This window comes from Vibrio cincinnatiensis DSM 19608, assembly GCF_900167345.1.
In the GTDB taxonomy this organism is placed as follows: Bacteria; Pseudomonadota; Gammaproteobacteria; order Enterobacterales; family Vibrionaceae; genus Vibrio; species Vibrio cincinnatiensis.
Genome location: NZ_FUXB01000005.1, coordinates 245,612 through 262,689, shown reverse-complemented (window position 1 = coordinate 262,689; position 17,078 = coordinate 245,612). Strand labels below are relative to the sequence as shown.

The window sequence follows — 17,078 nt, the reverse complement described above, 5'->3', positions numbered from 1 at the left end:
CTAGTTCTTGATGGCGCTGCCTATCATCAGTCAGAGTTGGTGAGAAATGCGGCAAAAGTGCTCAATATCGAGCTTCATTACTTACCGCCTTACAGTCCAAATTTAAATCCAATCGAGCGGCTTTGGAAGGTAATGAATGAGCATGTAAGGAACAATATTTACTTCCGCTCGAAGGCTGAATTTACAACGGCTATTAATGAATTTTTCAATGTGACGCTGCCAAAAGTTGCAGGCTCACTGGTATCCAGAATTTCGGATAATTTTCAGATTTTGAAACCTGCATCTTCAAGTTGAGCGGGTATAGTTTTATTAACAAATGATCGCTATATCACACTATTTTAATTCTGGAATTAGCTGAGGAATAACGGATTCATGATAAAATAACTACCTTAAGTCAGAAATCAACTTTATGTTTGCATTATCAAAAGGATCGATATCTTTAAAAAGCTTAGATCGACTCTCATCGTATGTCGTGATCAGTTCACTGCTGGTATTTTTTACGCAGCACCTGTACGAAAACCACGCATTTCAGTACATCGATACTTGTAGTGGTCAACTAAAATTGGCCACGGTTTTAGAGTTTTCCCAATACAATCGTTCTGACTCATTGGGTGTCAAGCCACCGTTATACTGACGGGGCCTGAGCTGGCTATAATATCCAATAATGTAGCGGATGATCTCTTGTTGAGCCTCTGCAAAGCTACGATAACCTACTGTTGGAACCCATTCCGTTTTCAAGCTTCTAAAGAAGCGCTCCATCGGCGCATTATCCCAGCAATTTCCTCGGCGAGATAAACTTTGTTTTATTTGAAAACGCCACAGTAACTGACGGTATTGACGACTCGTATAGTGACTGCCTTGATCACTGTGGAACATGACGCCTTTAGGCTTTCCACGAGACTCATAAGCCATCGAAAGCGCTTTGCCTGTTAATCGTGTATCAGGTGATACTGACATTGCCCAACCAATCACTTTTCGAGCAAAAAGGTCGATGACTACCGCTAAATACATCCAACGATTTCCCGTCCAAATATAGGTCAGGTCACCCACCCAGACTTCATTTGGTGCCGTGACAGCAAACTGACGATCTAAGTGATTCGGGATTTCAATATGCTCTTGTGAGGCTTTACAGTAACGATGTTTTGGTACTTGGCAACTCACTAATCCCAGCATTTTCATTAGCTTAGTTGCTCGGTAACGACTCAGACTCACGCCTTGGTTTGTTACAATATCGGCAATGGTTCTTGCTCCCGCAGAACCATTGCTTGCCGCATAAGCTTCGCTAATCAAACTGCGAAGTTTTACGGTTTCCGCCTTTATTTCTGTTGGCCATTTCAGCCAATAGTTATAACTGCTTCGATGAACATTGAAGACTTCGCATAATGTTTTTATGCTGTGGCTCTGCTTGAGTTTCTTGATCATCAAGAATTGTTCAGTGAGTCCGACATCAAGAGAGCCGTTGCTTTTTTTAATATTTCATTATGCTCTTCAAGACGAGCGAGCTTCTTTTTTAATTCACGAATTTCAATTTGCTCAGGTGTGATTGGTGACGCTTTAGGTGCTTTCCCTTGGCGCTCTTGTTTTAATTGGCGAACCCACTTATCCATCGTAGATTTACCTACATTCATGGCTTTAGCCGCTTCAGTCACCGAGTAGTTTTGATCGAGCACTAGCTGTGCCGCTTCCAGTTTGAATTCGGCACTAAATAGCCGTCTTGTACGTTTTGTCATAATGTCACCTATTAACTTATGAGATGATGATATCACCTCTAACTAAGTGACCAAATTCACCATACCACTACATACGCTGCTTGCTATAGCTGTGTCATATAAATGAACCAGCTCTCTTTTGATAAATAATCACCGACCTAGTAAACACTTTTCCATCCACTCATAGACCTCACTCTCTACCCAAGCCACCGCCCTATCACCCAAACTCACAGATTGCGGAAACTCTCCGTCATTCATTTTTCGGTAAATCGCTGAACGGCTTAATGCTGTCTTTTCCATTACTTCTTTTAGCTTTAAAAATCTCATGGGACGTTCTCCTATGTCTGTGGTCCTCATGGGATAAAGCGCTGGCGTAAAAAAAGACGGTTATGTGTTAAGCCTTGGCGCGACAAGGCTTAATCAAAAAAAATTCAGGCATATGTCATTAACGTGTATCCCGTTAATGAACCTCACTCGGAGTCTAATATGATCGATTACACAAAAGAGCAACGCTATCAAGAAAACCAAATTCTTGAACATGCCGCTGAGATACTCGCTCACCGTTACGTGCGCGGTAACGCGCTCACCAATCCAGATGCCACTAAGGAGTACATTCGCTGCAAACTGGGGGCCTATGAACATGAAGTGTTTGCCTTATTGCTGCTGGATAACCAAAACCGGTTAATTGAGTTTAAAGAGCTGTTCCACGGCACCATTGATGCGGCCAGCGTCTACCCTCGTGAAGTGGTCAAAGCCGCCTTAGCCTGTAATGCCGCCGCCGTGATATTCGCTCATAATCATCCATCCGGTCAGCCTGAGCCTTCAGAGGCTGACAAGCGCATTACACAACGTTTAAAAGACGCCTTAGCGTTAGTCGACATTCGGGTATTGGATCATATTGTGGTCGGTGAAGGTTGTGTCTCTTTTGCTGAAAGGGGGCTGTTATGACCGTCCAACAGACCATCACTACGAGTGTCGAAACGACATTAGCCGCGCCACTGACTCAAGTGCTACGCCGCTTTACTATCCCCGAGCATGCCAAGCGGATAGTAATGAACTGTCGCCAAACCCGCTATTACCGAACCCGAGAAGGATTACCCCCTATAGAGCTACAACTTGTCCGTCATAGCGCGACGGATGCATGGCACATTGTCATGATGGCGAGCTTTTCCTACCCCCAACAGCAGAGCACTTCACTAGAGCTCGATCTCTATTTTCATTTGCCCAATGGCTGGTGCTACCAAGCCGACGTTGGCTCAGCCAGTCTGGCTCATGATGAAGTACAAACCTTATTGTCTGTCTGGACGACAAGCTTCGCTAGGCATCTTGCTCGACGGGCTTTTGATGAGATCACGGTAAGTGTCATCACCACTCAATAACGCCACGGATCACTTCGTGGCTTCACCAAATATCACAAGGAGGACTTATGTCTCAACTCACTTTTGCAACGTCTACATTGCCCATCTCTCACAAGCTGCATGACTTGTTGAACGAGCAGTTCCGTGCCTCATCGCTGAGTTCACCCGCTTTAGAAGGGCAACTCTTACTGGTGTTTCACTTTCGAGATAAAGCCTACAGCGCCGAGAATGGCGGCTTTCATCCGGTGGAAATAGCACTCAGTAAAATGGCGGATGCATGGCATATCGATTATCTGACCGAGTTTGCTTACTTTGGTCATCCCTACCCTGAGCTTGAACGTTGCTTAGATTTTGACTTTCAACGTGAAGAGTTCTTCGCGGCTTATCAAGGATGGCACCCCATCAAGGGCAGTCATGAAGCACAATCACTCTATCAACTGTGGGAACATAACTTTCTCGCTTACGTAGAGATGGGGGTATTTGATGATATCACTTTACGTTGAGAGCTCTACTGTCGTAGAGCGATAAACCCTTATATATAAAGGACTTATCGCATTTTCGTCTTAACGTTAGTGGTGATGTATTGGCTTGGCTAACGCATAAGCTTCATCGATTTGCGGGCAGCATCGCTCTGCTCGACGCACCTTGATGTATTTGGCTGAGCGCAGTTTTTCCACGATCTGCCAATAGTCACGATAAGCGACAGGCTTATTGTCGGCTTTACGCCAACCTTTGCGTTTCCAATTGTCCAACCACTCATTAAAACCACGCACACAAAAATCACTGCGCATGACTATCTCATCATCATCCAAGGCATACTCTAACCCCTCTATCAGTGCGATCATTTCCAGCTCGGTATTGTTGACCGGTTTATCGAGGTCAATAACGTAATCTCGAACTTTTAGACCGTCCTCATCATAGATAACCAATGCCAATGCGCTCTGCTCTTGTGTACTCGATATGCCGATGTAAATGGTGTGGGTTTGTTGTGTGCTCATCTGTTTTTTCCTTATCAAAATATCAGCCAATCTGCTGGGTTCATTAGATAAGGCAAAGACGTAAAAAAATATTGTCATCATTGTATTTTAAGGAGGCCCTATGTCGTCACCGCCCCCCACATCGCAAAGCGCATTAGCGCGATTTTTGCTGACGGTGGCCTTGATTGGCAGTCGGCAACTGCAACGTCAATGCCAACGCATCCAGCGTGATATTGACGCATTGAGTGATGAAGCCCTACTCGCTTGGGTTCAACGCTCCCCTACATGGAGCCTACGCCGTTGGCTCACGGTGGCGGAGCTGATTAAGCGAGGCCATCGATGGCGAGATATTCATCCACGCCAATGAACGGGCATCTGACGTCGCACCTCTGACTAAGATGGCCGTCATTGATTGTGTCTGTTTTCTGCCATGGAGTGAGGCAATGGCCCCGAATAAGACCACCAGCATCGACCAACTGCTGATTGTCCTTGAGTTATATCATCGCATTCCGTTTGGTCGTAAAGTCACCGCTGGCCAGCTCCATCAACAGCTAGCGGAAGTGGGGATCCATCGAGACATTCGCACCGTTCAACGTAACTTAGAGTTGGTAGTGAAATTTCTTGATGTCGAGAAAGACACACGAGATAAACCGTATGGTTATAGCAAGCGATTAGGCACTCGCCTTACCTTAGGACCACGAGAAGCCATCTTACTGGAAACGGCACTATCGGGTTTGAAAGCCGCATTTCCAACCGCTTATCATCCGGTGATTGAAGGTGCGTTTGCTCCTTTCTCTCGTCGCAATTCTCCAACCGCTAAAGTGGACATTCGTCCCTGTCGTCCGTTGATTGAAGAAAGCAAAATGGCTCTGTTTGAGCGACTCTGCTTTGCTCTGCATTATCAGCGAGAAATCAAATTGCAGCTCTCACTGCACACTTTGCCGTATTGTTGGCCTCTCGGATTGAGGTGTGAACAGGAGCAGTTTTATTTGATTTATGAGTACCAGCACACCCGCTATGCCATCCCCCTAAACGATATTGAGGAGGTCTCTGTCAGTACCTTTGAATTTACTTATCCAAGCCACGCAATGAGCGATATTCACCTCGACAGCTTGGCTCCTTTTCCCTCTTTACCCACCCTATCGTATTCATCCGGCATCTGATGTCGCAACCTTGAATACCATAGCGCTGTTTCCACTCCTTACTTTGGGTGATAAGTGCCCCAAGTCAGGCCAGAGCTTTGGCATACCAATCACGAGTCACGTCATGGGTCCACTTGTTAACTCCAACCCATGGCGGAGTAGGCAGACTCATGCTCGTTATTCGGAATGCACAAGCCGCTGATCCAGCGTTATCAGTGTCAGGGGGAGAGCTCAGCTCTCTCCCTGTTTTGGTTTTACGACCATCATTATTTAGGAGATAATCATGAACCTTCACCGTACCTTATTGATCCTCACCACCACCGTGAGTGCATCCTCTTTGGCTCATCCTGTTGTAGAAACACTATCCACCCAGTTAATCACACAGCAGTTGCCGACAGAGCACATTGAGCAACAACTCGATGAGTGGTATCAAATCGAATTAAAACAACTGGACCGCCACGCTCAGCGCCTTTCTGATCGCATCCCGATTGATGAACGCCGAAAAATGGCTCGAGCCTCTCTCGAACAGGAATACCAATCACTTAAGTTAAAACTAATACCATAACGGCAAAAGGCCGGAGTACATCACTCCGGCTTTTTTAAATAATTAGCGTCTTAATTTACCTGCCCAGTTGAATCTATATCAATGCTGACGGTCAGTCGATACCGTGATGATGAGGGGAGCATAGTTCGATGAACGTTGAGAAGTGGACCCCGATGGTTGGACACATAAGCAGTGTGGTGACTCTCTAGATACTCTAGTGGACGTGGCTCATATGGGTATGTGTGAAGAACTATCCATAGTGCCTGCTAACTAATCATAACGAATAGATAGGGGAGCACCCCCCTCTTATTTAAGTTCGAGAACACCCAAAACTTCGATACCTATCCTCAGAACACTTGGTATCGACTTTAGCTAAGTAGCTGACCCGTTTAAATAGTTGATTTATTTGTTGGTCAAATTTATCTGAATTAAATTCTAACCAATAGGTTGGGTTCTTGGGGAAGTGGACCAAAGTATCACCTTCATCGGTATTAATACCCAATGTTCGACACCAAGCTTTTTTTATCATGTCTGATAAGTTACCTTTTTGTTCAAACCGTCCAAGGGAGTGGTATACGTCTTTGTTCAACAACAAAACGAGATGATAATGGTGACGACTCAATAATTTCCCTTTTTCCTTGCACCAAACATATCGTACCTTACAACTACGAACCGTCTGACCTCGTCTTTTTTTCCGGCTGAGATCTGCTTGAATCTGAGCGTCCAACGAAGCAATAAAGTTCTTTATGACATTTGAGCCATCTGGTTGTAGATTCGATAAATGTAAGTCGACTCTAATCGCTGTCGTTCGAGGGTATTGTTTAACGGCTTTATCAATCGTGTCGTACAATCTATCGAGATAGTTAAGAACTAAATCACCTTTATGTGTCAGGATTGGTAATCCGTTAAATGTTTCACTTCTCGTTGTTTTGAGTTTATTAGTTCTGAAGCTCATCGCTATACCTTTTAGTTAGTGTGTCTGGTATAGGATGGTTAGGTGTAGTTAATTTTTAAGGTGGTAACGTCTGCCTAATGTGTGATGATGTGTTGTGGTCTAGCAATGAATAGCAAAGTAATAATTAATAATATTACCATACCGCAGTGGCCACATGGTCAATAGGTCCTCAAGTAGGCAGTCAATTCTAGTTTTGACCCGAAACTTATCAGCAAATCACAGATTCTCTATCTACTTTCGTTGATAAACCCTAGATTCAAGGTATTGAAACTACTCTGAAATAAAGTACCAGCCATTGGTGGTCATGTATTGTTTTTCGCCCAAATCGAACAGGTGGTATGTTCCTTGAGCACCAAGTTCTCCTTGTCTGCATCATAAAGACGCTTTTCAGCAAAATTCACATTAGGGTAAGGGATTAGACTGTCGATTTTCAGCTCATAGGTGACATTTTCAACAATATATGACGCAGAAATGTTACAGGAAGGATACTTAGCCAATGCCTCTGTATAATGCTGAAAATCATGAATCAAGAGACTTATCATTTTCAGATCAGCCTCTACACCACAGTGCCCTCTAATCGCTTTTGCTAATGACATTGCAAGTCCTAAAGAAAGAGAAATCAAACAACTCTTCCAAAAACAATATTCGTCTTTTAACAAATCAAGGTCGTTTTGTTCATGAAGATATTTCTGAGTAAATATCGAGTCTTTCTGAAAAAATTGCTGAAGCTCAGAGTCTGACACAAGTAACTCTTTCAGTTTTTCATACGTTACCATAGTTAGGGATTGAAAATGGTTTACTAGTATAAAAGCAGTCAAGAGCTCTAACTTAGCCAAGACACCCAAAGTGAGTTCATTCTCCTTTAAAAAGGGGGCTAGTTTTAATCGTGACAAGTTGAAGCCATCAACAAAATAGGTCGCCTTTATACGTTCTGAATTCGATCTGTTGAGCCACCTGTGTATGTTTCTTTTTTTGCCAATCAAAAAAGATAGTTTGAAAGAAAGCTCAAAATCAAATTCATACTTCAAAGAACACTCGTTGAACTCACTATAGGTCAGGTAACATTTGGGAGTCTCATAAATAAAGTCGCTGACGTTTTTTAATTTTTCATCAACAAATAGGGCATTCCTTGTGTTTTTCCTCGCCGACAGAAAGTCTAAATCTATCTGATAACGCTTCCCAAACTTGCCGAAGTAGATCGGACATACCCCACCACCAGCCTCACATCTGATAAATCCAATGCTGCGTAGTGTTGCTAGTTGAGATTTCAGACGGCTTTGATTAATCCCCCCCATTAAGCGTCGTATTTTCACTTCACTCAATAGCTCTTCATTTCCAGTTGCGGATGACTGAATAAAGCCCAATTTATTTGCATGAAGGATAAATATCCCGATCAAAAGAAGGTTTGAGGGCCTAAGTTTTAGCTCTTTTTCCTTTAAGGCAGTCTTAACTTCTGGTGAAAATACCTCCGTAAACGCCTCATGGACGGATAGAAAGCCCCTCTCCGTCCATGAGTCGATATAGACAGAATCAAAAGTGAACTCGTGCTTCCCATGCCTTACCTTTATAACCTCACCTACACGGTGAGATTGAAGATATTCAAGCAGTTCAGAAACGACTTTATGGGATACTCCAAAACTTTCACGGAGACGTGAAACGGATACGTCGATCCTATTTTCCCAGCTATTCATTCGCTCGAATATTATCGCCAAAAATAAGTATCTCCCTTCAGGAGAAAGTGGACCAATCTCAGATAAAAACTCAACAACACGCACTAGATACAACCATATATACCCTATTTATAAATCAATAATAAGAAAACAACACAAGATTTAAAACCACATTAATCACAAAATTAAAACATATTTAAATTATTGTTTTAAAGTTTATTTTTTACGTATACTATCAGTAGAGCATAAACGAATGGGATAGATGTTCATGACTGAAAAATCACTCAAAAGCAGAATGCGTTGGTTCAATGCAGATGACCGAGAGATGGTAACCTGGTTAAGAAGTTATGCTAAAAGGCATGCATGGATAGAAGATTTAGCTAACAAGGGGACACATGATAGGTCCCGACTCGACACTAGATTTGCTCAGGACTTCATCAACAATTGGACTAATAAAGAGTCGATAAGCAACGATGATAAATATCGGGTAAATTTGTTAAGAAGTGCTTGGCGTAGCCATTCAAACCGATCCCAAACGTCAACATTTTCGTTGTCTAAAAATGCGAAAAAATCTCTCGACTACCTATCGAAACGACTGAATGTATCTAAAACATACGTAGTGAATGAAACGCTTGTGGCAGCAGTTAAACTAATCAAGAACAACAAAAACAAGAAATTCGAAGCCAGTCTTTTACTTCCGAAATTGGAACGAGAAGAGCACGTACTTGATTCACTTCTAGAAGAACTATTGAATATTGATGAACTAAAAAAGGAAATTGCAGACTTGAAATCGGAAAATGCAATCTTAAAAAAGAAATTACCAGCTTAAAAGCGGAGAATAAAACCTCGCAGAAATCACTAACACACAATCAAAATGTTGATGCCAAGTCTGGTAGGTTTAGAATTACTCATCAGATGCGAAGACAATAACAGTCTACTATTAGTTCTCAACAGTAAGAATAATGGGGTTAAACTTGGCGATCTAACAAAACTTCGGCAGGGCACTTTTACTATTCAATAAAGCTGTTCATGCTAGAACGAGAAAAACCTCTCATAGTAAGCACTTGATATGGTACCTTTAGCTAAATGATAAAAATCACTGAGATTACGCGAAGCAATCATTTTTAGGAACCACCTTAGGAACCAGATTAAAAGTCAAATCAATGAAATTAAATTAAATTAAAAACAATGATTTAACAATCAAGATCAACTTACGCCAGCATAGTTTAAAGACGTCTCAGGACGTCTTTTTTCTTGCCTGTAACAACCAAAAATCTATGACACTAAATGGCAATCACGCCAGATGATGGTAACGCTTTACTCTAGTGGTCTGTACTTTCAGGTATAAGTCCTTCAAGCAATGATGTTCGCCATTTTTCTGAATAGGGATCATAAGCGCCAAAACCGGAACTGTATTCCCAATAGTGCCAGCTAAACCCCCGTTTTTCAGCTTCTCTTGCAATAAAAGCGGTCCATGCTCGTTGATCTTCAGGCTTAGAATGTTGGCTAAACACACCAAATTCACCAATATTAATTTCAAACCCATGACCAATCTGGGTATTCCACGCCTCAACCGAGTCTAAATAATCAAATAAGACTTGCTGATCGGGTTCAGAACCAATCCAACGTGTACCAATCCATGCTTTAGCTCCATCAACCCATGATGCGCCCTGATGGGTAAATGTAAATGGTTCATAAAAATGCACAGTAATAATGGTATTTTTCACATTAGAGCTGCTCGGCAAAGCTAGTTGAGGTAACTTAGAGGGCCCTCCCCAATCAGCAGTACCTATCATGACTTTACGTTGTCCTAAGATATTATTTTGAGTATTTGCATTGATTATCCATAAACGTTCCGTCAGTTCTGCAATTAAATGATTCCATTCTATCACTGTCACAGTGTCATGAGGCTCATTAAGAAATTCAAAAATCAGTTGATCTTCATCATATTGATTAAGAGGAAAACGTTTAGATATTTGATCCCAAAATGCCAACAAGCGTGAACGGTGAAACTCAAAATTTTTATTATCGTAAAATAATTCATCAAAGTGATGTGCGTTGATAATGACTTTTAAGCCTTCTTGAATCGCTTGATCAACCACTTCTTGAACTCGTGCCATGAAAGCCTCTTCAATCGTGTAAGGATCCGTTAATAAAGTATGAGCATTCCAGCGAACAGGAATTCTTACGCTAGCAAAACCCGATTGGCTTATGTTTTTAAAATCACTAGCTTGAATAGTAAGACCATTATTCCACTCTCCCTCATAATTCGGGGATTCAAGAAAATTTCCCATATTAATACCACGACCAAGTAAGCTAAAACTAAGTCCTTTACTCATATTCCATTGATAGATATCCTTGTAATATTGGCTATCTAAAGTGATGATACCCTTATTTTCAGAACCACCAGAGCCACAACCCATAGTTAAAATAAGTGTTAGTATCATCACACAAGGCGAAAAAACTTTACTAAAAAGCATAAGATTACCTTTATTAACATTACTGACAATAAACAGCAGTAATTTATTATTATCAATAAAAAATCAACCTCACTTCTGAATAAAGAAACAAGGTTGATGTTTATTTTCTTTAACGATTCAAAAGAGAGAAAATCGTTCTTAATTTATATAGTAAAGATTACCACCAAGCTTCAAACATCGCTCCAAATGTTAAAGTATCTAAGCGAGTAGACTGCATTTTTCCGGTTGATGTATCAAAGCCAACATATTCGTTGTCTGCACTACCGACGGTGGTATAAAAACGTAACATTGGTCGAGCCCAAGTTTGAGAACCAATAGCAATATTCTGAGAAAGTGTGACTTTCCATGAACTATTTTTTGCATCAACATCTTTATAGTCAACAAGACTGTAGCCACCTTCTAACCAAGTAGAGTTGATATTATCCCAAGAATAGGTTGGTCGAATAATAATATTATAGTTAGCACGATCATTATGGTCAGCAACATCTAAAAATTGATATGCAGCTAAATATTGTATGCCGGCTTTATCAGAAAAGTTCTTAGCTCCATTAAAACTGACTAACCACGCTTCTTGATCTTCAGCTAAGTCAAAAACACTGTCTTTCGAGTTATTTGCATAACGGAATAGCAATTGATGCCCACCCATTGAGAATTCAGCGGCTAGCTGGTAAGCATCGGTATCATAATAAGACTGTCCTTTCGCTTTATGGGAAGCAAAACCATAGTTGGCATATAAAGAGAGATTGGCTGTATCAAACAGGGTTATTCCGTGCAATTTAGAGGTGATTGCATATTTCCCATTATCTCCAACCATATCGCCTTCGACTTGAGCAATGGCATTCAGATCCAGTTTTATCCCCCCTAAATTAAGGTTATAAAAACCACCACCTTGTCCATCATGAGTCATCCAGAAATAATCATTCAGATCCGTTTGTGGCCGTTGGTGGAAGTCACGCCCAGCCCAGACACGCATTTCAGGTTGAGAGGAAAGAAAATTCGTCACACTGGCGTAAGCTTTTTTGAGTTTCACTCCACCATTGGTTGCCCAAGACTCATCCGAATAGTGATCAAACATAGCAACCACTTCCCAAGTAGCGCCTTGATCACTGGTGAAGGTTCTCGAAAAACTGAACTCTCCCCCATTATTTTCATTACCTAAACGTCCTGTCGCATTACCATTTAATGCACCCGCTGTACTCACATTTTTTTCATCACTGCTTTGAAATGCTGCACCATAGCGAGCATACCCTGTAAAATTGAACCCTTCTATATTTGCAGCAAGTGTAGTAGTTGATAAAAAAGGAGCACTCATAGCAATACAGGCAGGAATTAATTTTATCGCTTTCATTTTTTGTCCCTATTATTGGAAAGTTATTTTATATCAAGGTGTGCTTTATATATAAAAAGCGACACCAGTATAATAAACAGGCAGCATCGACTAGCTTTATAAAATTAAAGCTAATTGTCTTTATTTGTTATTACTTCCTGTAATATCGATTAATATTTACAGCTTAATACAAGGAGATGCCGGGTTATAATTTTCTTCCTCGTCTTTTATAGCTACATTCGTGAATGAAAATTCTAATTCATTCATACTATTCCATGGGCCAGATAGATATAATGACTTTTTCACTAAATTTAAATTATCTTCAGGGATTAATAGTGATATCGGAAATTGACAGCGATACCACTCATTATCCGATGGCAATATATTATTATCTACCGTGAAAAACAGGCCAGATTCTTCACTTTCTCCGTCCATGCGAACTTGAATACCATTCGTCTCCCCATAGTTTTTTACTTTTAAATCTAGAGTCATGAAATCTTCTTTATATTCAGAGAAATCTTTATCTGAATCCTCACTTCCAAGAAAAACCCCTCCATTATCAGAAGCAAATACATTCACCACATGATTCTCTTCTTCTACATCAAAGCCAAAAGAATTAATGGGGTAAGATGACGTATAATCTTGTGCCTGAGTGCTATCCCCCGAGTAGTATAATGCTAGGTTTCCACTCTCTAAAGGAGGCGCTTGATTCACACCGCTCCCTGCTCCTACCTCACAACTATCAGGATTAACGACCGTTTCTCGCTCTGTCGTTAACCGATACATAATATCGGTAATTTCGTAGTCAAAGGTTTCTTTAATATCAAGATGGAAAGGGTTCCCCACTTGGCTTAAATTAATAGCAACCGCTCCATCAAAAGGTTGCAAGCACTGAATGGGTACAGTCAGTGTTTCCCAACTTCCCCCACCCGATAACACATCATTCAACACTAAACTGCTTCGGTTTGGCCATTCATTATCAATTGAGACCGTCATCGATGAAGGCACCGCGCTTTTAGAGCGAATCTTAAATTCTATATACCCAGCCTGATACCGCTTCAGGTTCATGGCTGACTCAGATTTCAACATGAATATGCGACTTTGTGTGCCAGTAATCTGAATGTCTGCTGTATCATTCTGACCATGATTATTGATCAATACAGCATCAATACCTGTCATGCTCGCTGGGGTCTGGCTAACCTGCATAACATTCCAATTATCACTCTCAGATTGAATCCAAGGAGAAATACCCGTTATTGCGCTGACACCAAACAGTTTTGATTCATCGCTTTGTTGAACATCAAGTTGTTTTATCTCTTTATCAAAATTACACCCTGCGATTATTATCGGTAGCAAAGGGATAACAATAGATTTTTTAGTTATTCGTTTCATAATAATTTGATACTCTCATTGTTTTAATAACCTTTTCAAAATCTTACTCATAAGGAAAAAATCTAACCATTCGATATTTAGCATAAGCGGGATAGCCATTATAATGACTCGGTGGAAAATGAGGGTTAGCACTTATCCAGTTATTAACAAATAACTGCATATAACTGGTTACCCTTTTATTGGCTCGTCTTACCTGAACCCAATGATTATGATATCGGCTAAACACTTCCCATGTCACACCATGTTCATCAATGGAAAAAGCATATTTTTCCATACTCCAGATAGACATTCCATATTGTCCTAAATCGATATCTACAGGGAACTGTTGGCCTTGTATCCATATATTAGTATGTAATAAATTCGTTCCTCCCATCAATTCAATATCAACTTCATAGTGGCTTGAGGAACCAGCCTCACCGGTATAGGTAAAAAATGAACTAATGGTTCCCGGTACGGCACCGGCCTGCATTTCAACTTCATAACGTCCACGGCGAACATATTGGTAAGTCCGAATTTCCGAACAACTTTTCCCATAGGGCTCTGATTTAGCATGCATAATAAGTAAATTAGATTCCATCCAAACATTTTGAGATTGCCATACGCAATCGAATTCACTTCCTTCGTTTTTCCAACCATCCGAAATAAGCCAATTCATTCCGCTCCAATCTAGAGCAAAACTGGAAGAAACAAATAATATATTGAGTAATATGGCATGTGTACAAAACCGAAGATTTGTGAGCATTCTTAACCTCTTATCCTAAATAAGGTATACACACGGTATACGTTGATCGTCATCGATAACAAAGTATGAACTTCAAAATCTCTTTGTTTCTCCCTTGGATTGATAAACAAACTTTAATGACATTTATAAAAAATTGTCTATATCCATGCCTTAAAAGTATTTTTTAATTAATAACAAAAAAATAAAAAAAAGAATCTAATCACACTTCCATCATAGCCATGAAATAATTTCTTGAATCGATAAATAACTTTTAAAAACCAATGGTATATAAAAATATAAATAGTAATCACCTTCACATTTTATAAAATACAACTTGCATTATTAACCAACATATCGTTTTATCAAAATGACCTATTTATACAGATTAAAATATAATTAAACCTTTCATTTATTGTGAGGTTAACAATCATTACAACAGAAAACCTATCTATATCTTTTTAAATTCAAGAGGTTAAAATGAATAAAAAACGGTTAAGTATCGTTGCTATGGTGAGTTCAAGTTTTATTGGCTTGAGTGGCTGTGCTGTAGACTCGGCGACATCCACTCATTACCAAGAAAATTTGCTCACGAATGGAAACTTTTCACAAGGAACAGATGGATGGTGGGCCGCCGGTGCGGTATTGCAATCCGCCGATGAGATGGGGTGTATCACTTTTACCGAAAAGGGAAAAAATTCATGGGATGTTATCCTTGGGCAGTCCGGACTCGCTTTAAAAAAAGGAGAGGATTACCATCTACAATTTCACGCACTGGCACACCAAACCACCAACGTTAAAACCTTAGTTCAACACAATGGTGCGCCTTATACGAACCATTTGATTAAAGATATCAATTTAAATCAAGAACTTAAACCATTCCAATTTTCATTCAAACCCTCAGATAATGATGATAACGTTCAACTTCAGTTTCAGATGGGTACCGAAGAGCCGACAACGGTATGTGTAAAAGATATCGTCCTATCAGGCCCTCAATATATTAAAGACGCAGATCTGGCTAATGTCAGAGTAAACCAAGTCGGCTATTTTATTCATGGCCCTAAACATGCGACGGTGGCAACCTCGAAAATAACCCCCGTTACTTGGAAATTATTAGACGCTAACCACTCAGTGGTTGCTGAAGGTAAGACCACACCCTTTGGCTTAAATAAAGCCTCGGGAGAACTGGTTCAATGGATTGATTTCAGTCATATTCAAACACCGATGCTCAAAGCAAGATTAGAAGTGGATGGTGAGCGAAGCCATCCATTTGCTATTGGTAATACACTTTATAGCGAAATGAAATATGACGCGCTCTCCTTCTTCTATCAACAACGCAGCGGGATTGATATTCTTCCTGAATATGTGCAAAGAGCGGATTTAGCTCGCCCCGCTGGACATCGACCTGAAGTCGTCACTTGTTTTAATCAAACCGATGCGAAAGGTAATCACTGGCCTGGATGTGATCTCACTTTAGATGTAACTGGTGGCTGGTATGATGCTGGAGACCACGGCAAATATGTTGTCAATGGTGGTATCTCACTATGGACACTCGTCAATTATTACGAAAGAGAAAAATTCGCTAACCCTAACCACCTCAGTTCCTTTGCCGACGGGAAAGTAAAAATTCCAGAAAATAAAAATAAATACAATGACTTACTTGATGAATCACGCTGGATGATGGACTTTTTAATGGCTATGCAAGTGCCTGAGAATAGCCAGATATGGGTACCTGTAGGCGATCAATCACACCAATTAGATCGTTTGAAACTCACGAAAATTGATGCCAGCGGAATGGCTTTCCATAAGATTGCTGATGATGTCTGGACCGGTATGCCACTCCCTCCCCACAAAAATACACGTGATCGTTTTTTAAGTTACCCAACCACAGCTGCGACGCTAAACTTAGCCGCGACCGCTGCACAATGCGCTCGAGTATGGAAAGACTTGGATCCTGCCTATGCTCAACAGTGCTTAACTTCAGCAGAAAAAGCATGGAAAGCGGCTCATCAACATAAGAACATTTATGCTTACGATAATTTTGTCGGATCCGGCCCATATGACGACACAGAAATGGATGATGAATTCTATTGGGCAGCAGCTGAGTTATTTACCACGACAGGGAAAGTGGAGTACAAAAAAGCGCTTCAATCTTCACCTTACTATTTAGCAACACCTAAAGGAGATATTGATGCAACTGGTGATCTTTACTGGCAAGGTGTCAGTGGCGCAGGGACATTAACGCTTGCCCTTGTACCTAATCATTTACCAGCGAAGGACATAGAAAAAGCACGATCTAACATTATTAAAACGGCGGATACTTATCATCAATCCATAGAGAAAGAAGGTTATCGTATTCCCTACCATACGGAAGAATATCCATGGGGTTCCAATTCAAACCTAATGAATCGTAGTATTTTCTTAGGCATTGCCTATGATTTCACGAAAAATCCTAAGTATATACAAGGCATCATTGATGCTATGGACTATATCTTAGGACGCAACCCGCTCGATCAATCTTATGTTTCTGGTTATGGAAGCCGTCCGCTACTTAACCCGCATCACCGTTTCTGGGCACATCCCGTTGATAGTGAGTCGCCATTGGTAGCACCCGGTGTGATGTCTGGAGGTCCAAACTCCATCAATTTCAGCGACCCCGTTGCTTCATCAATGAAAGGGAAATGCATTGGGCAAACTTGCTGGAAAGATGATATTGGTGCTTGGACACTTAATGAGATTACCATCAACTGGAACGCCCCTTTCTTCTGGGCCGTCAGTTTCTTAGACGAAACAGCTCAGTAACGAA

General features: G+C 40.9%; 18 protein-coding genes. 9 read left to right on the top strand and 9 right to left on the bottom strand.

Annotated elements, in window-relative coordinates; genetic code table 11:
• A partial coding sequence (locus tag B5D54_RS06715) for a transposase (RefSeq protein WP_176129400.1) occupies positions 1-294 on the top strand: 294 nt, incomplete at its 5' end.
• Positions 295-552: 258 nt separating this feature from the next.
• On the opposite strand, the gene B5D54_RS06705 is transcribed toward B5D54_RS06715, so the two are convergent.
• Both B5D54_RS06705 and B5D54_RS06700 read right to left on the bottom strand, forming a co-directional pair.
• Positions 553-1,730, bottom strand: a protein-coding gene (locus B5D54_RS06705) for an IS3 family transposase (RefSeq protein WP_115174019.1) whose coding sequence is annotated in 2 segments (ribosomal slippage) — positions 553-1,472 and positions 1,472-1,730 — 1,179 coding nt in all. Because the reading frame shifts where the segments join, the coding sequence is not laid out codon by codon here.
• A 129-nt stretch (positions 1,731-1,859) separates the two neighbouring features.
• Positions 1,860-2,066, bottom strand: a complete 207-nt coding sequence (locus tag B5D54_RS06700; RefSeq protein ID WP_078925754.1) for an AlpA family transcriptional regulator — start codon at positions 2,064-2,066, stop codon at positions 1,860-1,862.
• Positions 2,067-2,195: 129 nt separating this feature from the next.
• On the opposite strand from B5D54_RS06700, the gene radC reads away from it, so the two are divergent.
• From radC to B5D54_RS06685, 3 genes are read left to right on the top strand one after another with little or no spacing between them, the layout of a single operon-like run.
• On the top strand, positions 2,196-2,657 hold the full coding sequence (gene radC, locus B5D54_RS06695) for a RadC family protein (protein WP_078925753.1): 462 nt from the start codon (positions 2,196-2,198) through the stop codon (positions 2,655-2,657).
• A complete protein-coding gene (locus B5D54_RS06690; RefSeq protein ID WP_078925752.1) occupies positions 2,654-3,088 on the top strand; it encodes a DUF2787 family protein in 435 nt (144 codons plus the stop codon). The genes radC and B5D54_RS06690 overlap by 4 nt, the downstream gene beginning before the upstream one ends.
• A 47-nt stretch (positions 3,089-3,135) precedes the next feature.
• A complete protein-coding gene (locus B5D54_RS06685; protein ID WP_078925751.1) occupies positions 3,136-3,570 on the top strand; it encodes a DUF2787 domain-containing protein in 435 nt (144 codons plus the stop codon).
• A 66-nt stretch (positions 3,571-3,636) separates the two neighbouring features.
• Here the strand turns inward: B5D54_RS06685 and B5D54_RS06680 are convergent, their stop codons facing one another.
• Positions 3,637-4,065 (bottom strand): RNase H family protein, encoded by a 429-nt coding sequence (locus B5D54_RS06680; RefSeq protein ID WP_078925750.1) that lies wholly within the window; start codon positions 4,063-4,065, stop codon positions 3,637-3,639.
• A 100-nt stretch (positions 4,066-4,165) separates the two neighbouring features.
• Here B5D54_RS06680 and B5D54_RS06675 point away from each other — a divergent pair, with 100 nt between their 5' ends.
• The 3 genes from B5D54_RS06675 (at position 4,166) to B5D54_RS06665 (ending at position 5,751) form a co-directional block, all read left to right on the top strand.
• Positions 4,166-4,411, top strand: a complete 246-nt coding sequence (locus B5D54_RS06675; protein WP_078925749.1) for a hypothetical protein — start codon at positions 4,166-4,168, stop codon at positions 4,409-4,411.
• Positions 4,412-4,487: 76 nt separating this feature from the next.
• On the top strand, positions 4,488-5,207 hold the full coding sequence (locus B5D54_RS06670) for a hypothetical protein (RefSeq protein ID WP_078925748.1): 720 nt from the start codon (positions 4,488-4,490) through the stop codon (positions 5,205-5,207).
• Between the two features lie 262 nt (positions 5,208-5,469).
• Positions 5,470-5,751: a hypothetical protein gene (locus B5D54_RS06665; RefSeq protein ID WP_078925747.1), complete on the top strand. Its 282-nt coding sequence runs from the start codon at positions 5,470-5,472 to the stop codon at positions 5,749-5,751.
• Between the two features lie 289 nt (positions 5,752-6,040).
• Here the strand turns inward: B5D54_RS06665 and B5D54_RS06660 are convergent, their stop codons facing one another.
• Both B5D54_RS06660 and B5D54_RS06655 read right to left on the bottom strand, forming a co-directional pair.
• On the bottom strand, positions 6,041-6,685 hold the full coding sequence (locus B5D54_RS06660) for an inovirus Gp2 family protein (RefSeq protein ID WP_078925746.1): 645 nt from the start codon (positions 6,683-6,685) through the stop codon (positions 6,041-6,043).
• 302 nt (positions 6,686-6,987) lie between these two features.
• A complete protein-coding gene (locus B5D54_RS06655) occupies positions 6,988-8,460 on the bottom strand; it encodes a hypothetical protein (protein WP_078925745.1) in 1,473 nt (490 codons plus the stop codon).
• Positions 8,461-8,623: 163 nt separating this feature from the next.
• Between B5D54_RS06655 and B5D54_RS06650 the strand changes: the two genes are divergently transcribed.
• The gene (locus tag B5D54_RS06650; protein ID WP_078925744.1) at positions 8,624-9,184 is read left to right on the top strand and encodes a hypothetical protein; all 561 of its coding nucleotides are present in this window, start codon (positions 8,624-8,626) and stop codon (positions 9,182-9,184) included.
• 493 nt (positions 9,185-9,677) lie between these two features.
• Here B5D54_RS06650 and B5D54_RS06645 read toward each other — a convergent pair whose 3' ends face one another.
• The 4 genes from B5D54_RS06645 to B5D54_RS06630 all read right to left on the bottom strand — a co-directional run bounded on the left by B5D54_RS06645 (position 9,678) and on the right by B5D54_RS06630 (position 14,209).
• Positions 9,678-10,835 (bottom strand): glycoside hydrolase family 5 protein, encoded by a 1,158-nt coding sequence (locus B5D54_RS06645; protein ID WP_078925743.1) that lies wholly within the window; start codon positions 10,833-10,835, stop codon positions 9,678-9,680.
• Between the two features lie 157 nt (positions 10,836-10,992).
• The gene (locus B5D54_RS06640; protein WP_078925742.1) at positions 10,993-12,183 is read right to left on the bottom strand and encodes a carbohydrate porin; all 1,191 of its coding nucleotides are present in this window, start codon (positions 12,181-12,183) and stop codon (positions 10,993-10,995) included.
• A gap of 156 nt (positions 12,184-12,339) precedes the next feature.
• Complete coding sequence (locus tag B5D54_RS06635; protein WP_078925741.1) at positions 12,340-13,554, bottom strand: putative glycoside hydrolase; 1,215 nt, start codon at positions 13,552-13,554, stop codon at positions 12,340-12,342.
• 43 nt (positions 13,555-13,597) lie between these two features.
• Positions 13,598-14,209, bottom strand: coding sequence for a family 16 glycosylhydrolase (locus B5D54_RS06630; RefSeq protein ID WP_158116851.1), 612 nt, complete (start codon positions 14,207-14,209; stop codon positions 13,598-13,600).
• A 543-nt stretch (positions 14,210-14,752) separates the two neighbouring features.
• Between B5D54_RS06630 and B5D54_RS06625 the strand changes: the two genes are divergently transcribed.
• Positions 14,753-17,074, top strand: coding sequence for a glycoside hydrolase family 9 protein (locus tag B5D54_RS06625; protein WP_078925739.1), 2,322 nt, complete (start codon positions 14,753-14,755; stop codon positions 17,072-17,074).
• The last annotated feature ends 4 nt before the right edge of the window (positions 17,075-17,078 follow it).

Excerpts from the sequence above, each read along its gene's own strand:
- B5D54_RS06700 (WP_078925754.1), bottom strand. The coding sequence starts at position 2,066 with ATGAGGACCACAGACATAGGAGAACGTCCCATGAGATTTTTAAAGCTA.
- radC (WP_078925753.1), top strand. The coding sequence starts at position 2,196 with ATGATCGATTACACAAAAGAGCAACGCTATCAAGAAAACCAAATTCTT.
- B5D54_RS06690 (WP_078925752.1), top strand. The coding sequence starts at position 2,654 with ATGACCGTCCAACAGACCATCACTACGAGTGTCGAAACGACATTAGCC.
- B5D54_RS06685 (WP_078925751.1), top strand. The coding sequence starts at position 3,136 with ATGTCTCAACTCACTTTTGCAACGTCTACATTGCCCATCTCTCACAAG.
- B5D54_RS06680 (WP_078925750.1), bottom strand. The coding sequence starts at position 4,065 with ATGAGCACACAACAAACCCACACCATTTACATCGGCATATCGAGTACA.
- B5D54_RS06675 (WP_078925749.1), top strand. The coding sequence starts at position 4,166 with ATGTCGTCACCGCCCCCCACATCGCAAAGCGCATTAGCGCGATTTTTG.
- B5D54_RS06670 (WP_078925748.1), top strand. The coding sequence starts at position 4,488 with ATGGCCCCGAATAAGACCACCAGCATCGACCAACTGCTGATTGTCCTT.
- B5D54_RS06665 (WP_078925747.1), top strand. The coding sequence starts at position 5,470 with ATGAACCTTCACCGTACCTTATTGATCCTCACCACCACCGTGAGTGCA.
- B5D54_RS06660 (WP_078925746.1), bottom strand. The coding sequence starts at position 6,685 with ATGAGCTTCAGAACTAATAAACTCAAAACAACGAGAAGTGAAACATTT.
- B5D54_RS06650 (WP_078925744.1), top strand. The coding sequence starts at position 8,624 with ATGACTGAAAAATCACTCAAAAGCAGAATGCGTTGGTTCAATGCAGAT.
- B5D54_RS06645 (WP_078925743.1), bottom strand. The coding sequence starts at position 10,835 with ATGCTTTTTAGTAAAGTTTTTTCGCCTTGTGTGATGATACTAACACTT.
- B5D54_RS06640 (WP_078925742.1), bottom strand. The coding sequence starts at position 12,183 with ATGAAAGCGATAAAATTAATTCCTGCCTGTATTGCTATGAGTGCTCCT.
- B5D54_RS06635 (WP_078925741.1), bottom strand. The coding sequence starts at position 13,554 with ATGAAACGAATAACTAAAAAATCTATTGTTATCCCTTTGCTACCGATA.
- B5D54_RS06630 (WP_158116851.1), bottom strand. The coding sequence starts at position 14,209 with ATGAATTGGCTTATTTCGGATGGTTGGAAAAACGAAGGAAGTGAATTC.
- B5D54_RS06625 (WP_078925739.1), top strand. The coding sequence starts at position 14,753 with ATGAATAAAAAACGGTTAAGTATCGTTGCTATGGTGAGTTCAAGTTTT.